The sequence below is a fragment of the Nocardia sp. NPDC049190 genome, from assembly GCF_040648115.1.
GTDB lineage: Bacteria > Actinomycetota > Actinomycetes > Mycobacteriales > Mycobacteriaceae > Nocardia.
Map to the genome: position 1 here is coordinate 122,490 of NZ_JBEZDE010000008.1, position 19,387 is coordinate 141,876.

Genomic DNA, 19,387 nt, shown 5'->3' on the forward strand with positions numbered 1-19,387 from the left:
CCGAACCAATGAATTCCCTAACTATCTGGTTTAGCTGTATCTCTGCCCAGGCGTCAGCAGCACTATTCGCCGCCGCGCACGATCGGCCGGGCAAGATTCGGCATACCCCGCTGCCATCGTTGCACCATCACGCGCGGCATCATCTCGTCGAACACCATACCGACCGCGCCAGCGTCCTCGATCACGCCTCGGTCAGGGCGACTCACTCGACATCGCTCGATGCCTCGACCCCGAGGAGATCCACGAGCCCGACAACCTGCACCGCGGTCTCGGCGACCGGCGTCGACCCCTCGTCCACCAGCACGGCCCGCAGATCTTCCAACTCGGCCGGGTCGATCGCGGCAAGGCCAGCGGCGTCGGTGAACAGGTGGGACACCCACTCCTGCGCGAGCAGCACCGACAACTCGGTCTCCGCCGCTTCGGCCTCGGCCGGGACCACGACCGTGGCGCCCGCGCTACCCGCGGCCACCACCTCGAGCACGGCGGCCAGCGACGCCGGGCGCCCGTGTCGGAAGGTGCGGGATTCGAAGGTCAGCCCGGTGCGAGCAGACAATCGATACACCACGTCCGCCAGCGCGTCATAGGACAGCGTTCCGTCGTAGTCGGCGGGGCGCTGCGCGGGGTCTGCTGCGGTCAGCACGACGGCGGCATCGTCGCCACGAAGCGTTCGGGTCCGATTCGCGTACGTCACCGGCCTCGGCGATTGCGCGTCGATCTCGGCGACCACCTCAGGATCATCGAACGCCAGCCAGTCGATACCGACGGAAGCCGACGCGCCGCTCGTTGCCCGGCGCACGGCGTCGGAGGAGGCGGTGAGACCTACCTTGACCTCCAATTCGCCGGTCAATGCCGAGTCGATCGAGGGCACCGGAACCAGCGCGGCGCCGGCTTCGAGCACCGCCCAGACGGCGATCGCCGCATCGACGCCGCGATCCATACAGATCGCGACCCCCATACCTGGCCCACAGCCGCGCCCGATCAGCGCCCGCGCCAGCCGCGACGACCGGGCATGCAGGTCCTGGTAGGACACCGCGTCCTCGCCCGCCACCACAGCCGGTCCGTCCGGATCGTCCTCCACCGCGACGGCGAGCAGCCGCGTCAGTGCGGTTCCGGTGGCCGATGCCGCGGTATCGGTCTGCGCCGGCGCCGTCAGGTCCGGTGTGGCAAGCACCCGGTTCCGTTCGTCGGCATCGAGGATGTCGATATCGCCGACGCACACCTGAGGGTCGGCGACCACGGAGGTGAGGATGCGCTCGAGCCTGCGTCCGAACGCCTGCGCGGTCGACTCGTCGAGAACGTCCGTCGCATAGGTGAACACGGTGATCAGATCATCAGGGGTCCCGTCCGCGCGGTGCCGCGGCTCGACGGTCACTTGGAGATCGAACTTCGCCGCGACCATACCTGTCTCCAGCGCCGTCGCCGTCAGCCCGGGCAGCGTCAAGGTCGGCTGCTCGGTGTTCTGGAACGAGAGCATCACCTGGAACAACGGGCTGTAGGTGGTGGCCCGTCCTGGGACGACCTCCTCCACCACCCGCTCGAACGGGATATCCGCGTTGGCGAAGGCCGCCAGGTCCGTCTCACGGGCCGCATCCACCAGCTCGGCGAAGGTCATCCCGGAATCGACGCCGGTGCGCAGCGCCAAGGTATTGACGAACATGCCGACCAGATCGTCGAGCGCTCGTTCACCGCGACCGGCGATCGGCGTGCCGATGGTGATATCGGAACCACCCGACAACCTGGCCAGCAGGACAGCCAGTGCGGCGTGCATCACCATGAACAACGTCGAATTATGTTCCCGCGCAATCCGAACCAGTTCCTCGTGCACCTCGGCGGGCACGGTGAAGCCGGTCGAGGCTCCGCGCATGCTCGGCACGGCCGGGTGCGGCCGATCCAAGGGCAGGTCGCGTTCTCCGGTCAGATTGTCGAGAGTGTCGCGCCAATACGCCAGCTGCCGCGCGGCCACCGAGTTCTCGTCGTCTTCGGTGCCGATGACGCTGCGCTGCCAGATCGCGAAGTCGGCGTACTGCACCTCCAACGGCGACCAACGCGGCGAGTTTCCGCCGATCCTGGCCAGGTAGGCGGTCATCAGATCGCGGGCCAGCGGTGCCATCGAGGCGCCGTCGGCGGCGATGTGGTGCGCGACCAGGGCAACCAGGTGCTCGTCCGGTCCGGATTCGAGCAGCAGAGCGCGCACCGGGACCTGCTCGGTCACATCGAATCCGGTGTGCATCAGCTCGGTGATCCGGCCGATCGGATCGTCGGTGGCGTCGACCTCCTCCAGCCCGCCGGGCAGTGCCTGGGCAACCGACAGGATCTGCTGGTACGGCAGCCCGCCCGCCCGGCTCACCGGGTAGCGCGTACGCAGCGACTCGTGCCGCTCCAGGACGTCCGCCATGGCGTAACGCAGCGCGGAGACGTCGAGCGCACCGGTCAGCCGGATGGCCAACGGGATGTTGTAGGCGGGCGAGGCCGGGTCGAACTGGTTGAGCACCCACATCCGCTGCTGGGCAAGCGACAGCGGCACCCGCTCGACCCGCTCGCCGCGAACCAGCTGCGGCCGTGCGGCCACAGCACTCCCGGAGCCGGGCGTCACGCGGGCGGCCAACGCGGCGACAGTGGGCGCCTCGAACAGTTCGCGCACCGCGAGGCTGGCGTCCAACGCCTCGTTGATCCGCGCGACCACCCTGGTGGCCAGCAGCGAGTTACCACCGAGCGCGAAGAAATCGTCGTCCATACCGACCTCACCCGCGCCGAGCAATCCGGCGAACACGTCGGCGACGGCCTGCTCGACCGGCGAACTCGGGGCGCGGAAGGTCGCCGAGCCGACGAATTCCGGCGCGGGCAACGCCCTGCGGTCGAGTTTGCCGTTCGGGGTGAGCGGCAGCTGGTCCAGCACGACGATGGAGTCGGGAACCATATAACCGGTGAGGAACTCGGCCACCTGCGCGCGCAGCACCACCGCATCGAGCGCAGCACCGGTGTCGGCCACCACGTAGCCGATGAGCCGGTCGCCCAGGTGCGCGTCGTCACGAACCAGCACCACGGCCTGGCTCACGCCCGGGCAGCGCAGCAGCGCCGACTCGATCTCACCGAGTTCGATCCGGAACCCGCGCAGCTGCACCTGCTGGTCACCGCGGCCCGCGTACTCCAGTGTGGCCTGCCCACCGAAACCGACCCAGCGGCCGATGTCGCCGGTGCGATACATCCGAGAGCCAGGCTCGCCGAACGGATTCGCCACGAATCGCGCGGCGGCCAGACCAGGTCGGCCGAGGTAGCCGCGGGAGAGCTGGCCACCGGTGACGTAGATCTCCCCCGCGACGCCGACCGGCGCCGGGTGCAGCCGGTCGTCGAGCACATACGCGTCCAGGCCGGGCAGCGCGCGGCCGATCACACTGGCCGCGTTGTGCACCATCTGCTCATCCAGCGAGAGGAACGAGACGTGCACCGTGGTCTCGGTGATGCCGTACATGTTCACCAGCCACGGCGCGTCCACGGCATGCCGCTCGTACCAGCGCTGCAGTTGGCGCAGATCCAGCGCCTCGCCACCGAAGACCACATAGCGCAGCGCGAACTTGCCCTGTTCGGTCGGGTGCACCGCGCGATCGGCCTCGGCGAGCTGGTAGAACGCCGACGGGGTCTGGTTGAGCACGGTGACCTGTTCGCGAATCAGCAACTCGCGGAACTGTTCCGGCGACCGCGACGTCATGTAGTCGACGATCACCACGGTGCCGCCGTTGGCCAGCGCACACCACAGCTCCCACACCGAGAAGTCGAACGCGAACGAATGGAACAGCGTCCACACGTCGGTTTCGTCGAACTCGAACAGCAACTGGGTATTCGCGAACAACTCGACCACGTTGCGGTGCGCGACACCGACGCCCTTGGGCACACCCGTCGACCCCGACGTGTAGATGACATACGCCAAGTTGTCCGGACGTAGCGGCGCGAGACGGTCGGCGTCATGGATCCGGGTGTCGGCGAAGCCCGTAGCCGCCTCGAGCAGAACCACCGGAATATCACCCGCGGGGACCGCGGCACGCTCGTCCGCCGTGGTCAGGACGCAGATCGGCGCGGCATCGGCGAGCATGAACTGCAACCGCTGCGCCGGATAGCTGGTGTCGATCGGTAGATACGCGGCACCGGTCAACAGCACCGCCAACAACGCGATCGGAAGCTCCTGCGACCGTGGGACCGCCACCGCCACCAGCGATTCCGGACCCACGCCCTGGGTGATCAAGGACCGAGCCACCTGATTCGCCCGCCGCTGCAACGTATCGAAAGTCAGCGTGGTGTCGCCGAAACGGACCGCGTCCGCGTTCGGCCGCCGACGTACCTGCGTGGCGAGCAGATCCACCAGGGTAACCGCGGGCACCGTCGCGCCCGGAGTGTTCCACTCGTGCAGCACCAGGTCGCGCTCGCCGGGGGCGAGCACGTCGATGTCGCCGACGGTCACCGCGGAATCCGACGCCACCGCGGCCAGGATGCGACCGAAGCGATCGGCGAAGTCCTGCACGGTCGTCTCTTCGAACAGGTCGGTGGCGTAGGTGAAGGCCGCCGAGATACCGTGCTCGGCGCCGCGCCGGTCGATGTTCTCCACCAGCGCCAGCTGTAGATCGAACTTCGCCAGCGGCACCGCCAGGTCCACCGCCGACACCGAAAGTCCGGGCAGCTCCAGGTCAGTGCGTGCCAGATTCTGGAAGGTCAGCATCACCTGGAACAGCGGATGCCGTCCCGTCGAGCGCGCCGGGTCCAGCAGTTCCACCAGCCGTTCGAACGGGACGTCGGCGTGGCCGAACGCCTCGACGTCGACTCTGCGCACCGTGGACAGCAGCTGGTCGAAGGTCAGTCCGGAGTCGACCTCGGTGCGCAGCACCAGCGTGTTGACGAACATACCGATCAGGTCGTCCAGTGCGGCCTCACCGCGACCGGCGACCGGGGTGCCCACGGCGATGTCCCTGGTGCCGGACAGGCGGGCGAGCAATACCGCCAGCGCGGCGTGTATCACCATGAACAGCGTTGAATTATGCCGGTGCGCAAGGTGATTCAGTGCTGCGTGCACGTCGGCGTCGATCTCGAAGCCGAGCGTCGCACCGTGATGGGAGGCGACCGCCGGACGCGCACGGTCCGCGGGCAGCTCCATGTGGTCGGGTAGCGCGGCGAGTTCGGTGCGCCAGAAGGCGATCTGCTGCGCCAGTACCGAATCCGGGTCGTCCTCGGCGCCGAGGATCTCCCGCTGCCAGATCGCGTAGTCGGCGTATTGCACCGCGAGCGCGGGCCATTCCGGTGCACCGCCGCGCATCCGCTCCACATACGCGCCCATCAGGTCGCGGGTCAGCGGTCCCATGGAGAAGCCGTCGCCCGCGATGTGGTGCACCACGCAGATCAGCACGTGTTCGGTCTCGCTCAGCGCGAGCAGCCGCACCCGCACCGGCGGCGCGGTGGTCACGTCGAAGCCCTGGGTGACCACGGCGGCGACCAGCGCGGCCACCTGACTCTCGTCAGCCTGCTCGACCACGAATTCCGGCTCGGCGCGCGGATCATCGGGCGGCAACACCCACTGGTAACCCTCGCCGTCGACCTCGGGATAGACGGTGCGCAGCACTTCGTGCCGTTCGGCGAGATCGCCCACCGCGGCTCGCAGCGCGTCGACGTCGAGCCGTCCCGTGAGGCGCACCGCGGCAGGAATGTTGTGCACCGCGCCGGCCGGATCGAAACGGTTCAGGAACCACATTCGCTGCTGGGCGTAGGACAGCGGCACCCGTTCCGGGCGCGGGCGCGCGTGCAGCGCCCGACCGGCGGCCGAACCCGCATGCTGTTCCACCCGTTGGGCGAGCGCGGCGACGGTGGTCGCCTCGAACAGCAGCTGCACCGGCACCCGCAGATCGAGCGCTGAGCCGATGCGCGCAGCGGCCTGCGCGGCGAGCAGCGAGTTGCCGCCGAGCTCGAAGAAGTCGTCGTCCGCGCCGACGCGGCCGTCCGCTTCGGGCACCAGTAATACGGCGAACACCTCGGCGACGATCTCCTCGACCGGCGTCGAGGGCGCGCGGAACGCCCGTGCGGCGAAGATGGGTTCGGGCAGCACCGCACGGTCGAGTTTGCCGACCGGGGTCAGCGGTATCTCGTCCAGCACCATGATGGCGGCTGGAATCATGTACGCGGGCAACGACGCTGCGAGGAATTCGGTGAGCACGCCGGTTTCGACGTCGGCCCCTGCGCGCGGCAGTACATAGGACACCAGCGCCGTCGCGCCGGAAGGCAGAGTCTTGCCGAGGGTTGCCGCGAAATCGATGTCCGGGTGGCGGGTCAGGGCATTGTCGATCTCGCCGAGTTCGATGCGGAACCCGCGGATCTTCACCTGGAAGTCCGAGCGCCCCAGATACTCGAGGACACCGCCCTCCACACCGTCGGATTCGGTCCGACGCACCAGGTCTCCGGTGCGGTAGAGCCGTGCGCCGGGATTGCCGGCATCGGCGCCGAAGGGGCTGGCCACGAACCGCTCCGCGGTCAGGCCCGGTCGCCCGAGGTAGCCCTGTGCCAGCGCGGGTCCCGACAGGTACAGCTCACCGACCACCCCGGTCGGCACCGGGCGCAGCCGCGAATCCAGCACGAACACGCCGACTCCCGGAACAGCCGAGCCGATCGTGAGGGACCCGCCGGGCCGCATCGGGAGAGTGCTGGTGGCGAGAATAGTCGCCTCGGTGGGGCCGTAGCCGTTGTAGAACTCGCGCTCGCCCGCCCAACGGCCGACCAACTCCGGTCCGAACTTGTCACCGGCCACCACCACGACCTGCAGGTCGTCCAAGCCCGCCGGGTCCACCGATTCCAGTGCGCCCGGGGTGATGAGCATGTGCGTGACGTGCTCGCGCCGGAGCAGATCCGACAGTTCGAAGCCGCCGAACACCGAGGGCGGCGCGATCACGAGGGTCGCGCCGGAGGAGAAGGCAAGCAGCAACTCGAGGACCGAGACGTCGAAGTTCGGCGAGCAGACGTGCAGGACCCGCGATTCCTCGGACACCCCGTAGTGCTCGCGCTCCGCGGCGACCAGCCCGGCCAGGCCGCTGTGCGTGACCACGACACCCTTGGGCTTTCCGGTCGAGCCGGAGGTGTAGATGATGTAGGCCGGGTGCCGTTCGTCGAGCGGTCGGACCCGGTCGGTGTAGGAAATGGGGTGACTGGGCCGCGCGGCGATCCGCGCGGATTGCACCGGGTCGTCCAGCTCGATCCAATAGGCCCCGGTGCCGAGCACCGCACGGTGCGCCGAGGTGGTCAGACCGAACGTCGCGCCGGAATCGGACACGATGTGGTTGATGCGGTCGGTCGGATACGTCGGATCCACCGGCACGTAGGCCGCGCCGGTCTTCGCGATCGCCCAGACGGCGAGTACCGATTCGACGCTGCGCGCGATACCGATCGCGACCACATCGCCCGGCCCGACACCGCGCTCGATCAGCTCTCTGGCCAGCCGGGACGACGCCGCGTCCAGCTCCGCGTAGGTGAGTTCGCGATCGTCGGCGGGGTCTCCCGTCGGGTTGAATCGGATCGCGACCTCGGTGGCAGCGGACTCGACCGCGGCGGTGAGCAGCTGCCCGAAGAGCGGGCTGCCCGACCTGCGGCGACGGTTACCGCGAGCGGATCGACGGGCGGTTTCCATTCGAGTGCATTCACCTCTCGCATCGAGCCAGGACCCGGGCCTACCCAGATCAGGGCGTGCTCCCCGGGGCCGGCGCGGTCCGGGCAATCATATAAGGGACTGGTCGGTAGCCACGCGTGCCGTATTGGATTGCCGCTCCTGCGGTCCGCGACTGCCTCGAGTTCTCTCATTCTCCCGTCGAACACCGCTCGACCGGCTGGAATCGGCGTCTTTCCTGATGCCAGCGGTTATATCGGCGCAGGCTCCCCCGTGTTGCAGAAGAATCCGGATCGGTGAACTAGTTCACAACCAACCGCGCCGGGTCGCCTGCACGCCCGCCTGGAACCGGGTGCTCGCACCGAGTCGCTCCAGGAGCCGGGCGGTGCGGCGCACAACGGTGCGCCGGGACATTCCGAGCCTGCGCGCGATCGTGTCGTCGGTAGCGCCCAAACCCATCAGGGTCAGAATGGCCCGATCGCGCTCGTCCAGCGCCTCCGCGTTCGGATTGACCGAGATCGGCGCGGCCATCGCCCACAGCACGTCGAAGGTTCTGATCAGCAGCTCCAGCGTGGACGACCCGGTGATCCGCAGACCCATGGGGTCGGGCCTGCGTTCGTCGCCGTGCAGCACCAGGCTTGCTCGTTCGTCATCGCTGATGATCAGCTTGAACGGTGGCTCGGGCAGCGTTCTGGCCTGTGCCCCACTGGCATTGGTGGACAGTGCGTGCCGGAGGCGCTCGGGGTCGTGATAGACGGTGTCCTGATAGAGGGTCTGGTAGCGGATGCCATCGCCGATCCTGGCCCGTTTGAGGTGGAACAACCGACGTTCCCGGTCCACATCGCTGAGATAGGGCCCACGCTCGACGAGCTTGACGCAAGTGCGCGCACCGGTCTGCAACTCCTCGAAATCGGCGAGCATCTCCAACCGCTCGAACACCGGCACCACGGCGCCGTTGCCGCGCGGCGAGCGGCGCACCGAACGGAACGTCTCACTCAGCCGCGCGGCGGCGGCATGCATGTGGTTGATCTCCTGTTGCCTGCGCCGCGCTTCGGCTTCCGACAACGATTCCGGTGCGTGGGCGTCCCATACGGCGCCACCGTCGGCCGACTCGATACGGACCGCGGCGCGCACCTCGCACAACCGGTCCAACGATTCCGCGGCGAAATCTTCCGAAACACCCAGGTACTGTGCGATATCGGCGAGACTCGATCGCGGATGGTGCACCAGCACGGCGTAGGCTCGCCCATGCGGTGATCCAGGCTCGAAGATGTCGCCCAGCTCTGTCACTGCCCGAGCCTGACGACCGACCGATACCGCTGGGGCAGCCCTGGCAGACCGATACGCACCATGCTCATCGCGCCACCCGGGTACGGACACCTCATGGCGGCACCACATCTCGATCGTCGGAATATCAAGCCCGGCAACAATACTCAGTGCTCGGTGGGGCCCCACTGCATGGGCACGCCCTTGGCGGCCAGATACGGGAGGGGATCGATCTTGCTACCACCCTGGTCCCAGATCTCCAGATGCAGATGCGGACCGGTGGAGTTGCCGCGGTTGCCGACCGTGGCGATCACGTCGCCCGCGTTCACCCGCTGCCCCTCGCTGACGTACATCTCGTTGACGTGGCCGTACACAGCGGTGGTGCCGTCGTCCTGCAACACGCGCACCCACAGACCGAACCCGGAAGCCGGGCCCGCCTCGATAACAGTGCCGTTGCTGACCGAGTGGATCGGCGTACCGAGCGCGTCAGCGAAGTCGAGGCCGTAATGCATAGCACCCCAGCGGCTGCCGAAGCCGGAGCTGAGCTCGCCGGCCACCGGGCGGACCGCGGACGGCGCCGGAACAACCTGCTGCTGCACGCCGTTGAGGGCGTCCTCGGCCCGAGAAAGCGGCCCGACGACTTCCGGCGGGAGGTTGGGGATACCGAAGGGAGTGGTGCCCGGGGCGGCGATCTGCTCGGCGACCTGCGTGGCAGCGGGCGCGGGCGCGGGCTGCGGCGCGGCCTCGGCGACCTGCGTGTGGGCGGCACGCGCCTCGGCGACCGGCACAGCACCCGTCCCCTTGACGGCGATCTGGGTGTCCAGCTGGTCTTCTTCCTGCGCACCCAGCAACTGCGGGGAGGCGACGGAGGGGCCGATCTGGGCGGCGGTACCGATCAGGGCGCCGGTGGCGACCGCGACGCTGGCGGCGACCCGCACCCGCGTTGTGGACGGCTCGGCGCGATGCCGCGTCGGGCGGCCCGCACCACCCTCGCCGACTAAGCTCGTGACGGTAACGGAACTGGGGCCTACACGGTGCTGCGACAAAGCTGCGTCCTTGGTCGGAGAACAGGGTCCCGGACGCCCGACCACCGACCGATAACGATCCGATAAAGCCGTACAAAATAACGTTTTGGCATCCGTTGTGACGGGAACTCTACCTCGTCGTGACCATTCCGCAACCTTATGCGGAAAATTAGCTGTTGAGCTGCTGATCGCCCGGCCGGATGAGCAAGACTTGGCTCATGATCCTCGACCAATTGGACGTCCCGATCGTGCTGGCCCCGATGGCCGGCGGACCCTCCACTCCCGAACTGACCGTCGCGGTCGCCGAAGCGGGCGGTCTCGGCCAACTAGCGGCCGGTTACCTGAGCGCCACCGACACCGCCGCGCGCATCGCGGCGACCCGCGCCCTGACCGACAAACCGTTCGGCGTCAACCTCTTCGTACCTGGCCCCAGCACCCCCACGGCCGAGCTCACGGACTATCTCGCCGAACTCGGCGCCGACCACGAACTCGGCGATGCGAAATTCGACACTGACGACTGGGCCGCCAAACTCGACCTGCTCGTCGCCGACCCGGTCGCGGTCGTGTCGTTCACCTTCGGTTGCCCGACCGCCGAGGAGATCGCCCGGCTGCACGCGGTCGGCTCCGAGGCGTGGGTGACCGTCACCTCGGCAGCCGAGGCCGCCGCCGCGGTCGACGCGGGCGCCGACGTCCTGATCGCGCAGGGCGCGGAGGCGGGCGGACACCGCGGCAGTTTCGCCGATCGTCCGGCCGACGACGCGACCGATCCGCTGACGTTGCTATCGCTGACGCAGATCCTGACCGCCGCCACCGATCGGCCGCTGGTGGCCGCCGGTGGCATCGTCACCGGCGCGGGGATCGCGGCGGCGCTCGCGGCGGGCGCCGCGGCCGTGCAACTGGGCACCGTCTTCCTGCGCTGCCCCGAAGCGGGCACCAACCAGGTGCACCGGGCGGCACTCCCCGAGGACACCCCCACGATGCTCACCCGCGCCTTCACCGGACGCCGGGCGCGCGGGCTGCGCAACCGGTTCATCGACGAACACACCGCGACCGCACCCGCCGGATACCCGGAGATCCATTACGCCACGGCCCCGCTGCGGGCCGCCGCCCGCGCCGCGGGCAACCCCGACGAGGTGAACATGTGGGCAGGACAAACCCACACCCTGGCGCCCGAGCTACCCGCACGCGACCTGGTGCGCACGCTGGCCGCCGACACGAAAACCGCGCTGGAGTCGGCACTTTCGCGCCGAATACAGCATAGTTGACAACGACTTTCGTTTAGACTCGAGTGGCATCGCAGCGACCATCCATTCCTGGAGGAGAGCGTTATGTCCCTTGATGTCCCCACCGCACTACTCGAGCGCGCCGAGCGCGGCGAGGTCGATGACGCCGATTTCGTCGAGGTCGTCCGCCATTCACTGCCGTACGCCTGGGAAGTCGTCAGCCGGGTCGCCACCGAACTCCAGTCCGGCACTGCCGAATTCGCCGACAACATGGTTCCGCCACCGGACGAAGTAGCCCGCGGTCAACTGCTGCGCGCGATGGCCTCGGATGCGATTCGAGGCGGGCTGGAGCGGCATTTCGGAGTAAAGCTCGCCTTCCAGAACTGCCACCGGGTGGCCGCGTTCCCCCTCTCCGCGGTCGGCGGTGAAACCTACACGACGTTCATCGGCACCCGCGCTCAACTGCTCAACCAGAGTCCCGAACTGCGCAACTGCTGATCGGCAACACCGGACACCCGGCGCGGCAGAGGTTTCGGCCGCGGCCGGGTGTTTGTCTGTCAGCGGTCGGCTCCGCGGGTCGCCACCCCGCATCCTCCGCCTCAGCGCGTAGTGTGCACCGGCATGACCAGCAACGATCTTCGAAGTGAGATCGAAAGCCGGCTCGGTCCGTGGCAGCAAACTCTCGGCAGGGACCGCGCGGCCTACACCAATCACGTCCTGCGCGTGCTGACCCTGTGCGATCTTCTGGCACCTGACCAGCAACCCCCGCCGAGCCGCCGGGAGGAGTACCTGACCGCGGCCACCCTGCACGACATCGGCATCTGGTCGGCGGGCACTTTCGACTACCTCGCGCCCTCGTGCGACCACGCGCGCGCCTGGCTGGCGAGCATCGACCGCAGCGACCTGACCGACGTGGTGGTGCCGATGATCAACGAACACCACAAGATCCGTGCCGCGGGAGCGCCGGACGACGCGGTCGAGACTTCCGCCGCGCCGATGCGATCGACGTCGAACTCGGCCTGCTCGGCCGGTTCGGCGTATCCCGCTCCGCCTACCGTCACGTGGCGAAACGTTATCCGGACCACGGCTTCCACCGGACGCTGGTGCGACTGGTCGCTCGACGGCTGCGCACCGACCCCACGTCACCGCTTCCGATGCTGAAGTGGTGACGTGGGGCAGGGCGCTCAGGCGAGCGTGGTGACGTCGAGGGCGCCCTCGGCGTACTGAGTACGCAGCCGCTTCTTGTCGAACTTGCCGACGCTGGTCTTCGGGACCTCCGCGATGAACGTCCAGCGTTCCGGTAGCTGCCATTTCGCGAACTTGTCGGTCAGGAATTCACGCAGCTGTTCGGGTTTCGCCTCGGCGCCCTCGACGAGCACGATCGCCACCAGCGGCCGCTCGTCCCACTTCTCGTCCGGCACGCCGATCACCACCGCCTCGGCGACCGCGGGGTGCCCCATCACGGCATTCTCCAGATCGACCGACGAAATCCACTCACCGCCGGACTTGATCACGTCCTTGGAGCGGTCCACCAAGGTGAGATAGCCGTCCGGGCTGATCCCGCCGACATCGCCGGTACGCAGCCAACCATTGTCGAACTTCTCCGCGTCGACCGCGGCGCCATCGGGCGAGTAGTAGGAGCCGGTGATCCACGGACCGCGTACTTCCACCTCACCGAGCGACGCACCGTCGTTGGGGACCACACTCCCGTCGTCGGCGACCAGGCGGGCCTGCACCCCGGCCGGGAATCGGCCCTGGGTTATTCGATAGGCCCACACGTCTTCCTCGGTGAGCGCGGTCGCGGGTGGATGCGCGACGCTGCCCAGCGGCGAGGTCTCGGTCATACCCCACGCGTGCAGCACTCGTACATTGTGCTTGTCGTCGAAGGCGCGCATCATCGACGGCGGCACGGCAGAGCCACCGACGATGACCGAACGCAGGTGGGAGATGTCCTGCGGATTGGCCTCGAGTCCCGCCAGCACGCCGCCCCAGATGGTGGGCACCGCGGCGGCGAAGGACGGCTTCTGCGCGGCCATGAACTCGAGCAACGGACCCGGCTGCAGGAAGCGGTCCGGCATGAGCAGGTTCGCCCCCGACATCAGCGCCGCGTACGGCAGGCCCCACGCGTTCGCGTGGAACAGCGGCACGATGGTCAGGATGGAGTCGGTGCCGAACAGACACATGCCACTGGGCGCACCGACCTGCATCGCGTGCAGCCAGTTGGAGCGGTGCGAGTACACCACACCCTTCGGGTCGCCGGTGGTGCCCGAGGTGTAGCACATCGCCGCGGCGGATCTCTCGTCGATTACCGGGAAGTCGTAGGTATCCGGCTGCGTGGCAAGCAGTTCGGGGTACGAGTGCACCTGCACGCCCGCCGGCGCGGTCAGTGTCGAGGCATCCCCGTTGACCACGATGACGTGGCGGACCGTCGTCATGTTCGGCAGCAGCTGGGCGAACAACGGCACCAGGGTGCCGTCCACCAGCACGACCTGGTCCTCGGCATGGTTGGCTACGTAGACGACCTGGTCCGGGAACAGCCGGATGTTCAGCGCATGTAGTACCGCACCCATCGCGGGCACCGCGATGTAGGCGACCACGTGCTCGTTGTTGTTCCACATGAACGTGCCGACCCGATCGCCGATGCCGATCCCCAGCCCGCGCAACGCGTGCGCCAACCGCGCCGACTCGGCGCCGAGCTCACGGTAGGTCATGGTGCGCACGCCGGAACCGGTCCAGGTCGAGACGGTGGAATCACCGACGAACGTCGATGCGTAGCGCAGCAACGTGGCCAACGACAACGGCTCGTCCTGCATTGTGCTCAACATCGGAACTCCTTTTTCTTCAATGACTTCCCCTCGGAAAGCCAAGTCTGGATCGGTCACCTGCGAGGCCTCCGACATCTCCCGGAGCGCACCCTGTCGCGGCCGTCAACTGGACATACCCGATCGGTCCGCCACCGGTGAACAGGGCATGTCGGCGCACAGGATCGACCCCGGCCACGGCGTTCGCGCACAAGCGCGACACCGCCTGGGGCAGCGCTATCGAGATAGGAAGAGGGGGCCGACGCATTACCCGTTTCGGCAGCTCGGGAAGCGGTGATACCCGACAGACGGTCCTGCGCGTTCGATCGCGCTGCGGCCGACGACGTGCCGGGGCGGTCGCAAACCACCTGTCCGGACCTCCGGACACGGAGTCGAATGCCGCGATGTGTGCCGCCGCGGTACACCGACCGCGTGCGCTGCCGGATCCCCTGGGCCTCGCGCGGCAGGCCGGCCTCGCCGGTTCGACCTCGGCGCCGACGGCCGCGATCGAGTCCAGATCCTCGCGAATGTGGCTTCGTTGAACCAGAGGGGAAAGCTGCGGGAAGTTCGGGACGCGCGCCAGCATGTTCAGTACGCACCGACCATGAGCCACATCACAGCGGCGATGCTACCCAACAGTAGGCGCGACGGCAGGGCTGACCGGAAATCGCCTCGCCCACCGAACCGGGCGGCAGTTGCCCTCACTTCCAGACCTACCTGTTCGCCACCCGCAAGTCGCAGCGCAGACAGGGCGCCTACCGCGCCGAACTGTCACACGACACCGTACGGGGAGCTCAGCGCTCGCGCCTACACCGAGGCGAGTCAGACCGGAATAGTGAAACCGCATGATCCGGCGGCATCCCCGCGGCAGCCACCGAAAGACCCGATACCGCGCATGGTTTCGGGTGGCGACGTAAAATCCCCGATGTTGGGGTCGAGCGCAAGGGTCGAGTTCTCGGCGAGTCGCCATCTGAATCGAATCGAGGTTTGCGCATGACGTGTGCGACTTCCAACCTCGGGCGCGGCAAGAACGGTTCAGAAGGTCTGTTGACGTCCATGTATCGTCAAAGATCGACCTCCGGCAGGGTGTACCACTGCAGACTGGCCCGTAAATACTCACATTCCAGAGGATGCCCGCCGCCCGATAGGCAGCGCACTCACGTCGGGACCAGTTCGAGCAAATGAGCAATTACGTCCGCAAAATAATGTTCGACATTAGCGACACCTTAGCAAGCGCTTTCAACAAATTGAGTGCCGCCACGGCAAAGAGGTATCGGCATGCACGTGGCGATATAGACGGGGCCATGACCATCTATTTGGATGCCGATAACAGATTTGTCCCCAGTATCGCGGAACGCGCTATGGGCGATGTTCGATTTCGCAGGACATTCCTACTCGACAAAGAGGGATGGAACGAAACCCACAAGGTGATATCCAATAGCGGGATGAGCATCTACAAGCCCGCCAGCGGCGAATACTTGAGCAATTCCATGAGTATCTATTTCCCGCAGAAATCCGGGGAATACGCCAAGCGAGAAGTTGCCGCATATCGCGTCAATGAACTACTCGGCTTCGATTTGGTGCCACCGACCGCAATGGTCGACGGACCCAAAGGGCTGGGATCGAATCAGAAGTTCGTGCCATCACGGCGCGCCGCAGATACCGACAAATACGACGACTTGCAAATGCAGCAGATGGCCGTGCTCGACTACATCATCGGAAATTTAGACCGCTTGACGCGCAACTATCTAGTGGCCCCGAACGGCGATCTCGTTGCGATCGACCACGGAAACTCGTTCCCAGAGAAACGAGGAATCGGCATCCGGTCCGTATTCGTGGATAAATTGAGAGATCAAGCGCTGGACACGAAGGTCTTGGAACATGTCGACGCGGTCGATCCAATGCTGCTCCGTGCAGCATTGCGAGACCTCGAGCTCAGCGACAAAGCAATCGATGGGGCAGTCGAGCGTCTGAACGAGATAAAATCTCAGAGAAAGATCACAGGCAATAATTGGCTCATGCCGAAAATCGAAGAAGGATACCTATTCAAAAAGCCTGGCGATAATTATCCCATATCCTATAAGAAATTTTGAGAACATTCAGTTCGCCGGCCGGGGAGTGCATCGGTGTGCCACAAGCGTTTGCAGCAGCACATCCACTGGTCTGGCGTACATATCGGCGGCCAGCGACAAGCGCGGACAACCCGCACACCACGGCGGGGTCCTCGGCATCGACTTTGTCTCCGCGCTCACCCGGTGTGCGCCGGATAGGCATGGACTACCGCGGTGTTCAACTTGGGCACGACATGGGTAAGCGTGTGCTCGGCGTCATGCGCGACCCGGTGCGCGTCCGCGAGCGTGATCGTCGGCGCGACGTCGAGTTCGACATCGGCGTGCAGACGGTGTCCGATCCAGCGCATCCGCAGGCTGCGCACGCCCTGCACGCCGGGCTCGGCGGCCAGCGCCCGTTCGGCCGTGGCGACCAGCCCCGGTTCGACCGCGTCCATCAGTCTGCGCAGCACATCTCGCGCCGCGGTGCGCAACACGGCGAGGATCGCGACGGTGATCAGCAGGCCGACGATCGGGTCGGCCAGCGGGAAGCCGAGTGCCACACCCCCCGCGCCGAGCAGCACGGCCAACGACGCGAACCCGTCGGTCCGCGCATGCAAGCCGTCGGCGACCAGCGCGGCCGAGCCGATTCGCCGCCCGACCCGAATCCGGTACAGCGCAACGGTCTCGTTGCCGAGGAATCCGATCGCACCCGCGGCGGCTACCCAGCCGAGATGGTCGATCGGCACCGGTTCGATCAGCCTGCGCACCGCCTGATACCCGGCGATGAGCGCGGAAAAGGCGATCGTGGCGACGACGAACAGCCCCGCCAAATCCTCGGCCCTGCCGAACCCGTAGGTGTAGCGCCGGGTCGCGCCCCGGCGACCGAGCGCGAACGCGATCCACAGCGGCACCGCGGTCAGCGCGTCGGAGAAGTTGTGGATAGTGTCGGCCGCGAGCGCCACCGAGCCGGACGTGGCGACGACCAACACTTGGAGCAACGCGGTAATACCGAGGACGACCAGGCTGATCTTGACCGCGCGGATACCGATCGCACTGCTCTCCAGCGCATCATCCACGCTGTCGGCGGCATCGTGACTGTGCGGGACGAAGATCTCCCGAATGACTCCGCGCAGACCGACCGGGTGTTCGTGTGCGTGGCGATGTCCGGCGTGCGGGTGATGCCGGTGTTTGTGCTGATGGCCGTGGACAGAACCGTGTTCCTGCGGATGGCGCGGCGGCATTACACGCGAATCATCCTCTCGGGCACCATGTTTCGCGCAGCTCATCGGACATCCGTTCGGGCTCGAGGCGGAAGTTCTCGAACCGCGGCATCGCCGCGATGATGCGGCGGCACGCCGGGTCCGGCATGCTCGGCATTCCACACCGCGTCCACGACCAACTGCCGAATGTGCTCGTTCTCCAGGCTGTAGAAGATCGTGGTGCCCGACCGCCGGGTGTTTACCAGTCGCGCCATCCGAAGTTTCGCCAAATGCTGCGACACCGAGGAGGCCGGCTTGCCGACCTGCTCGGCCAGGTCGTTCACCGATAGTTCGCAATCGACCAGGGCCCACAGCACCTGCACGCGAGTGTGATCGGCCAGCATCCGGAAAACCTCGACAACCAGCCCGACCTGATCTTCGGCGAGCGGAGGTCGCATTTCCTGGCTATCTGCATTCATACGCAGATAATAGTGCGGAGCGCGCGTCGACACCAGATCACCGACCCACTCCTGGCCGGCGTGGCGGCGACGCCCCCTGCGTCGTCGCCGACACGCCGACCGGCCCCGGATCGAACAGTCTTCATGTCTTATCCGAGTGTCGCGCCAGTGCGCCAGACAGCTGACCCGATATCACTCGAATGAGACATATCGAGCCGTCAGACGGCGGCACCGGCGCCGATCTCGCCGGGACGAGCACCACGCTGAACTGCACGAATCAATCAGCACGGCAATGAATTTCCCAGGCCGGCCGCACACACAGCTGCACGTGCACCGAGCGTGTTCGAGCATGTGGCGACTCGGCTACTCGCCTGGCCAGAGGCTGCCGACCGGATCGGATCGCGAGGCATGGCTTCGTCGCGATCGAACGCCAACGGCAACTTCGCCGAGCCGGGTGACTATGACTCGCACCACTTCCGCGCCGTCGACAACGGGAAGCCGGGCTCCGGATCCCGCGCGGTTTACTGTGAATCACGAAGCACACCGAGCGACCCGCGGAGTAGACGACATGCCAGTGGACCGAATCCTGCCCACCCCCGAGGCCAGGGATCTGCTCGAACTGACCCGGGACATCGCCGACAAGGTGCTCGAGCCTCGGGTGGTCGACTGCGAGAAGACCGGGACGTTCCCCGTCGGCGTCTTTCCGGCGCTCGGCGCGGCCGGGCTGCTGAGCCTGCCGTACCCGGAGGAATTCGGCGGCGGCGCGCAACCCTACGAGGTGTATCTGCAGGTACTCGAGGAACTCGCCGCCCGCTGGGCCGCCGTCGCGGTCGCGGTCAGCGTGCACAGTCTGTCGTGCCATCCACTGTTCACCTTCGGCACCGACGAGCAGAAGCGGCGCTGGCTGGCCGACATGCTCTCCGGCGAAACCATCGGCGCCTATAGCCTTTCCGAACCGCACGCGGGCTCCGACGCCACCGCACTGCGTTGCCGGGCGACTCCCGTCGATGGCGGCTATCGGATCAACGGGGCGAAGGCCTGGATCACCAACGGCGGCCGCGCCGACTTCTACACCCTGTTCGCCCGTACCGGCGAAGGCTCGCGCGGTATCTCGTGCTTTCTGGTTCCGAGCGACACCGAAGGTCTCGTCTTCGGCAAGCCCGAGGAGAAGATGGGCCTGCGCGCGGTGCCGACCACCACCGCCGCCTACGACGACGCGTTCCTGCCTACCGAACGACTGATCGGCGCGGAAGGACAAGGGCTGTCGATCGCCTTCAGCGCCTTGGACTCCGGCCGGCTCGGCATCGCCGCGGTCGCCACCGGTCTGGCGCAACGCGCCCTGGACGAGGCCGTCGGCTACGCCAAGGAACGCGAAGCCTTCGGCCGCCACATCATCGATCACCAGGGCCTGGGCTTCGTCCTGGCCGATATGGCCGCGGCCGTCGACTCCGCCCGCGCCACCTATCTCGACGCAGCACGCCGCCGCGATGCCGGTCTGCCCTACGCCCGCCAGGCCAGCGTCGCCAAGCTCGTCGCGACCGACGCCGCCATGAAGGTCACCACCGACGCGGTCCAGGTTTTCGGCGGTTACGGCTACACCCAGGACTTCCCGGTCGAGCGCTACATGCGCGAGGCCAAAGTCATGCAGATCTTCGAGGGCACCAACCAGATCCAACGCCTGGTCATCGCGCGCCAACTGGCCGGGCAGTAGTCGTCGGGATGGCCGAAAATACCGAT

At 67.0% G+C, this 19,387-nt stretch carries 12 protein-coding genes; 5 read left to right on the plus strand and 7 right to left on the minus strand.

Translation table 11 applies throughout. The annotated features are described in order from the left end of the window. Positions 1–62 precede the first annotated feature (62 nt). From AB0B25_RS09930 to AB0B25_RS09945, 4 genes are all read right to left on the minus strand, one after another. Complete coding sequence (locus AB0B25_RS09930) at positions 63–206, minus strand: hypothetical protein (protein ID WP_357176852.1); 144 nt, start codon at positions 204–206, stop codon at positions 63–65. Next, entirely contained in the window at positions 203–7,651 is a 7,449-nt protein-coding gene (locus AB0B25_RS09935; protein WP_357176853.1) for an amino acid adenylation domain-containing protein, read from the minus strand. The genes AB0B25_RS09930 and AB0B25_RS09935 overlap by 4 nt, the downstream gene beginning before the upstream one ends. Before the next feature lie 282 nt (positions 7,652–7,933). Next, positions 7,934–8,917 (minus strand): LuxR C-terminal-related transcriptional regulator, encoded by a 984-nt coding sequence (locus AB0B25_RS09940; protein ID WP_357176854.1) that lies wholly within the window; start codon positions 8,915–8,917, stop codon positions 7,934–7,936. Between the two features lie 143 nt (positions 8,918–9,060). After that, positions 9,061–9,939 (minus strand): M23 family metallopeptidase, encoded by an 879-nt coding sequence (locus AB0B25_RS09945; protein ID WP_357176855.1) that lies wholly within the window; start codon positions 9,937–9,939, stop codon positions 9,061–9,063. A 197-nt stretch (positions 9,940–10,136) separates the two neighbouring features. Here AB0B25_RS09945 and AB0B25_RS09950 point away from each other — a divergent pair, with 197 nt between their 5' ends. The 3 genes from AB0B25_RS09950 (at position 10,137) to AB0B25_RS09960 (ending at position 12,302) form a co-directional block, all read left to right on the plus strand. Further along, positions 10,137–11,183 carry a nitronate monooxygenase gene (locus AB0B25_RS09950; RefSeq protein WP_357176923.1) on the plus strand — a complete coding sequence of 349 codons (1,047 nt, stop codon included), beginning with the start codon at positions 10,137–10,139 and terminating at the stop codon, positions 11,181–11,183. A gap of 63 nt (positions 11,184–11,246) precedes the next feature. After that, positions 11,247–11,639, plus strand: a complete 393-nt coding sequence (locus AB0B25_RS09955) for an SCO5389 family protein (protein ID WP_357176856.1) — start codon at positions 11,247–11,249, stop codon at positions 11,637–11,639. A gap of 123 nt (positions 11,640–11,762) precedes the next feature. Beyond that, positions 11,763–12,302, plus strand: a complete 540-nt coding sequence (locus tag AB0B25_RS09960; protein WP_357176857.1) for a hypothetical protein — start codon at positions 11,763–11,765, stop codon at positions 12,300–12,302. Between the two features lie 23 nt (positions 12,303–12,325). Here the strand turns inward: AB0B25_RS09960 and AB0B25_RS09965 are convergent, their stop codons facing one another. Continuing rightward, positions 12,326–13,966 carry a long-chain fatty acid--CoA ligase gene (locus AB0B25_RS09965; RefSeq protein WP_357176858.1) on the minus strand — a complete coding sequence of 547 codons (1,641 nt, stop codon included), beginning with the start codon at positions 13,964–13,966 and terminating at the stop codon, positions 12,326–12,328. 1,157 nt (positions 13,967–15,123) lie between these two features. On the opposite strand from AB0B25_RS09965, the gene AB0B25_RS09970 reads away from it, so the two are divergent. Then, positions 15,124–16,035: a hypothetical protein gene (locus tag AB0B25_RS09970; RefSeq protein WP_357176859.1), complete on the plus strand. Its 912-nt coding sequence runs from the start codon at positions 15,124–15,126 to the stop codon at positions 16,033–16,035. Positions 16,036–16,190: 155 nt separating this feature from the next. Here AB0B25_RS09970 and AB0B25_RS09975 read toward each other — a convergent pair whose 3' ends face one another. Then, complete coding sequence (locus tag AB0B25_RS09975) at positions 16,191–17,234, minus strand: cation diffusion facilitator family transporter (RefSeq protein ID WP_357176860.1); 1,044 nt, start codon at positions 17,232–17,234, stop codon at positions 16,191–16,193. A gap of 41 nt (positions 17,235–17,275) precedes the next feature. Next, on the minus strand, positions 17,276–17,671 hold the full coding sequence (locus tag AB0B25_RS09980; protein WP_357176861.1) for a metalloregulator ArsR/SmtB family transcription factor: 396 nt from the start codon (positions 17,669–17,671) through the stop codon (positions 17,276–17,278). Between the two features lie 547 nt (positions 17,672–18,218). Between AB0B25_RS09980 and AB0B25_RS09985 the strand changes: the two genes are divergently transcribed. After that, positions 18,219–19,361 carry an acyl-CoA dehydrogenase family protein gene (locus AB0B25_RS09985; RefSeq protein ID WP_357176862.1) on the plus strand — a complete coding sequence of 381 codons (1,143 nt, stop codon included), beginning with the start codon at positions 18,219–18,221 and terminating at the stop codon, positions 19,359–19,361. Positions 19,362–19,387 lie beyond the last annotated feature (26 nt).

Bases quoted from the DNA above. Each gene is read 5' to 3' on its own strand.
- AB0B25_RS09985 (WP_357176862.1), top strand. From the start codon at position 18,219: ATGCCAGTGGACCGAATCCTGCCCACCCCCGAGGCCAGGGATCTGCTC.
- AB0B25_RS09975 (WP_357176860.1), bottom strand. From the start codon at position 17,234: ATGCCGCCGCGCCATCCGCAGGAACACGGTTCTGTCCACGGCCATCAG.
- AB0B25_RS09950 (WP_357176923.1), top strand. From the start codon at position 10,137: ATGATCCTCGACCAATTGGACGTCCCGATCGTGCTGGCCCCGATGGCC.
- AB0B25_RS09965 (WP_357176858.1), bottom strand. From the start codon at position 13,966: ATGTTGAGCACAATGCAGGACGAGCCGTTGTCGTTGGCCACGTTGCTG.
- AB0B25_RS09970 (WP_357176859.1), top strand. From the start codon at position 15,124: ATGAGCAATTACGTCCGCAAAATAATGTTCGACATTAGCGACACCTTA.
- AB0B25_RS09980 (WP_357176861.1), bottom strand. From the start codon at position 17,671: ATGAATGCAGATAGCCAGGAAATGCGACCTCCGCTCGCCGAAGATCAG.
- AB0B25_RS09935 (WP_357176853.1), bottom strand. From the start codon at position 7,651: ATGGAAACCGCCCGTCGATCCGCTCGCGGTAACCGTCGCCGCAGGTCG.
- AB0B25_RS09955 (WP_357176856.1), top strand. From the start codon at position 11,247: ATGTCCCTTGATGTCCCCACCGCACTACTCGAGCGCGCCGAGCGCGGC.
- AB0B25_RS09960 (WP_357176857.1), top strand. From the start codon at position 11,763: ATGACCAGCAACGATCTTCGAAGTGAGATCGAAAGCCGGCTCGGTCCG.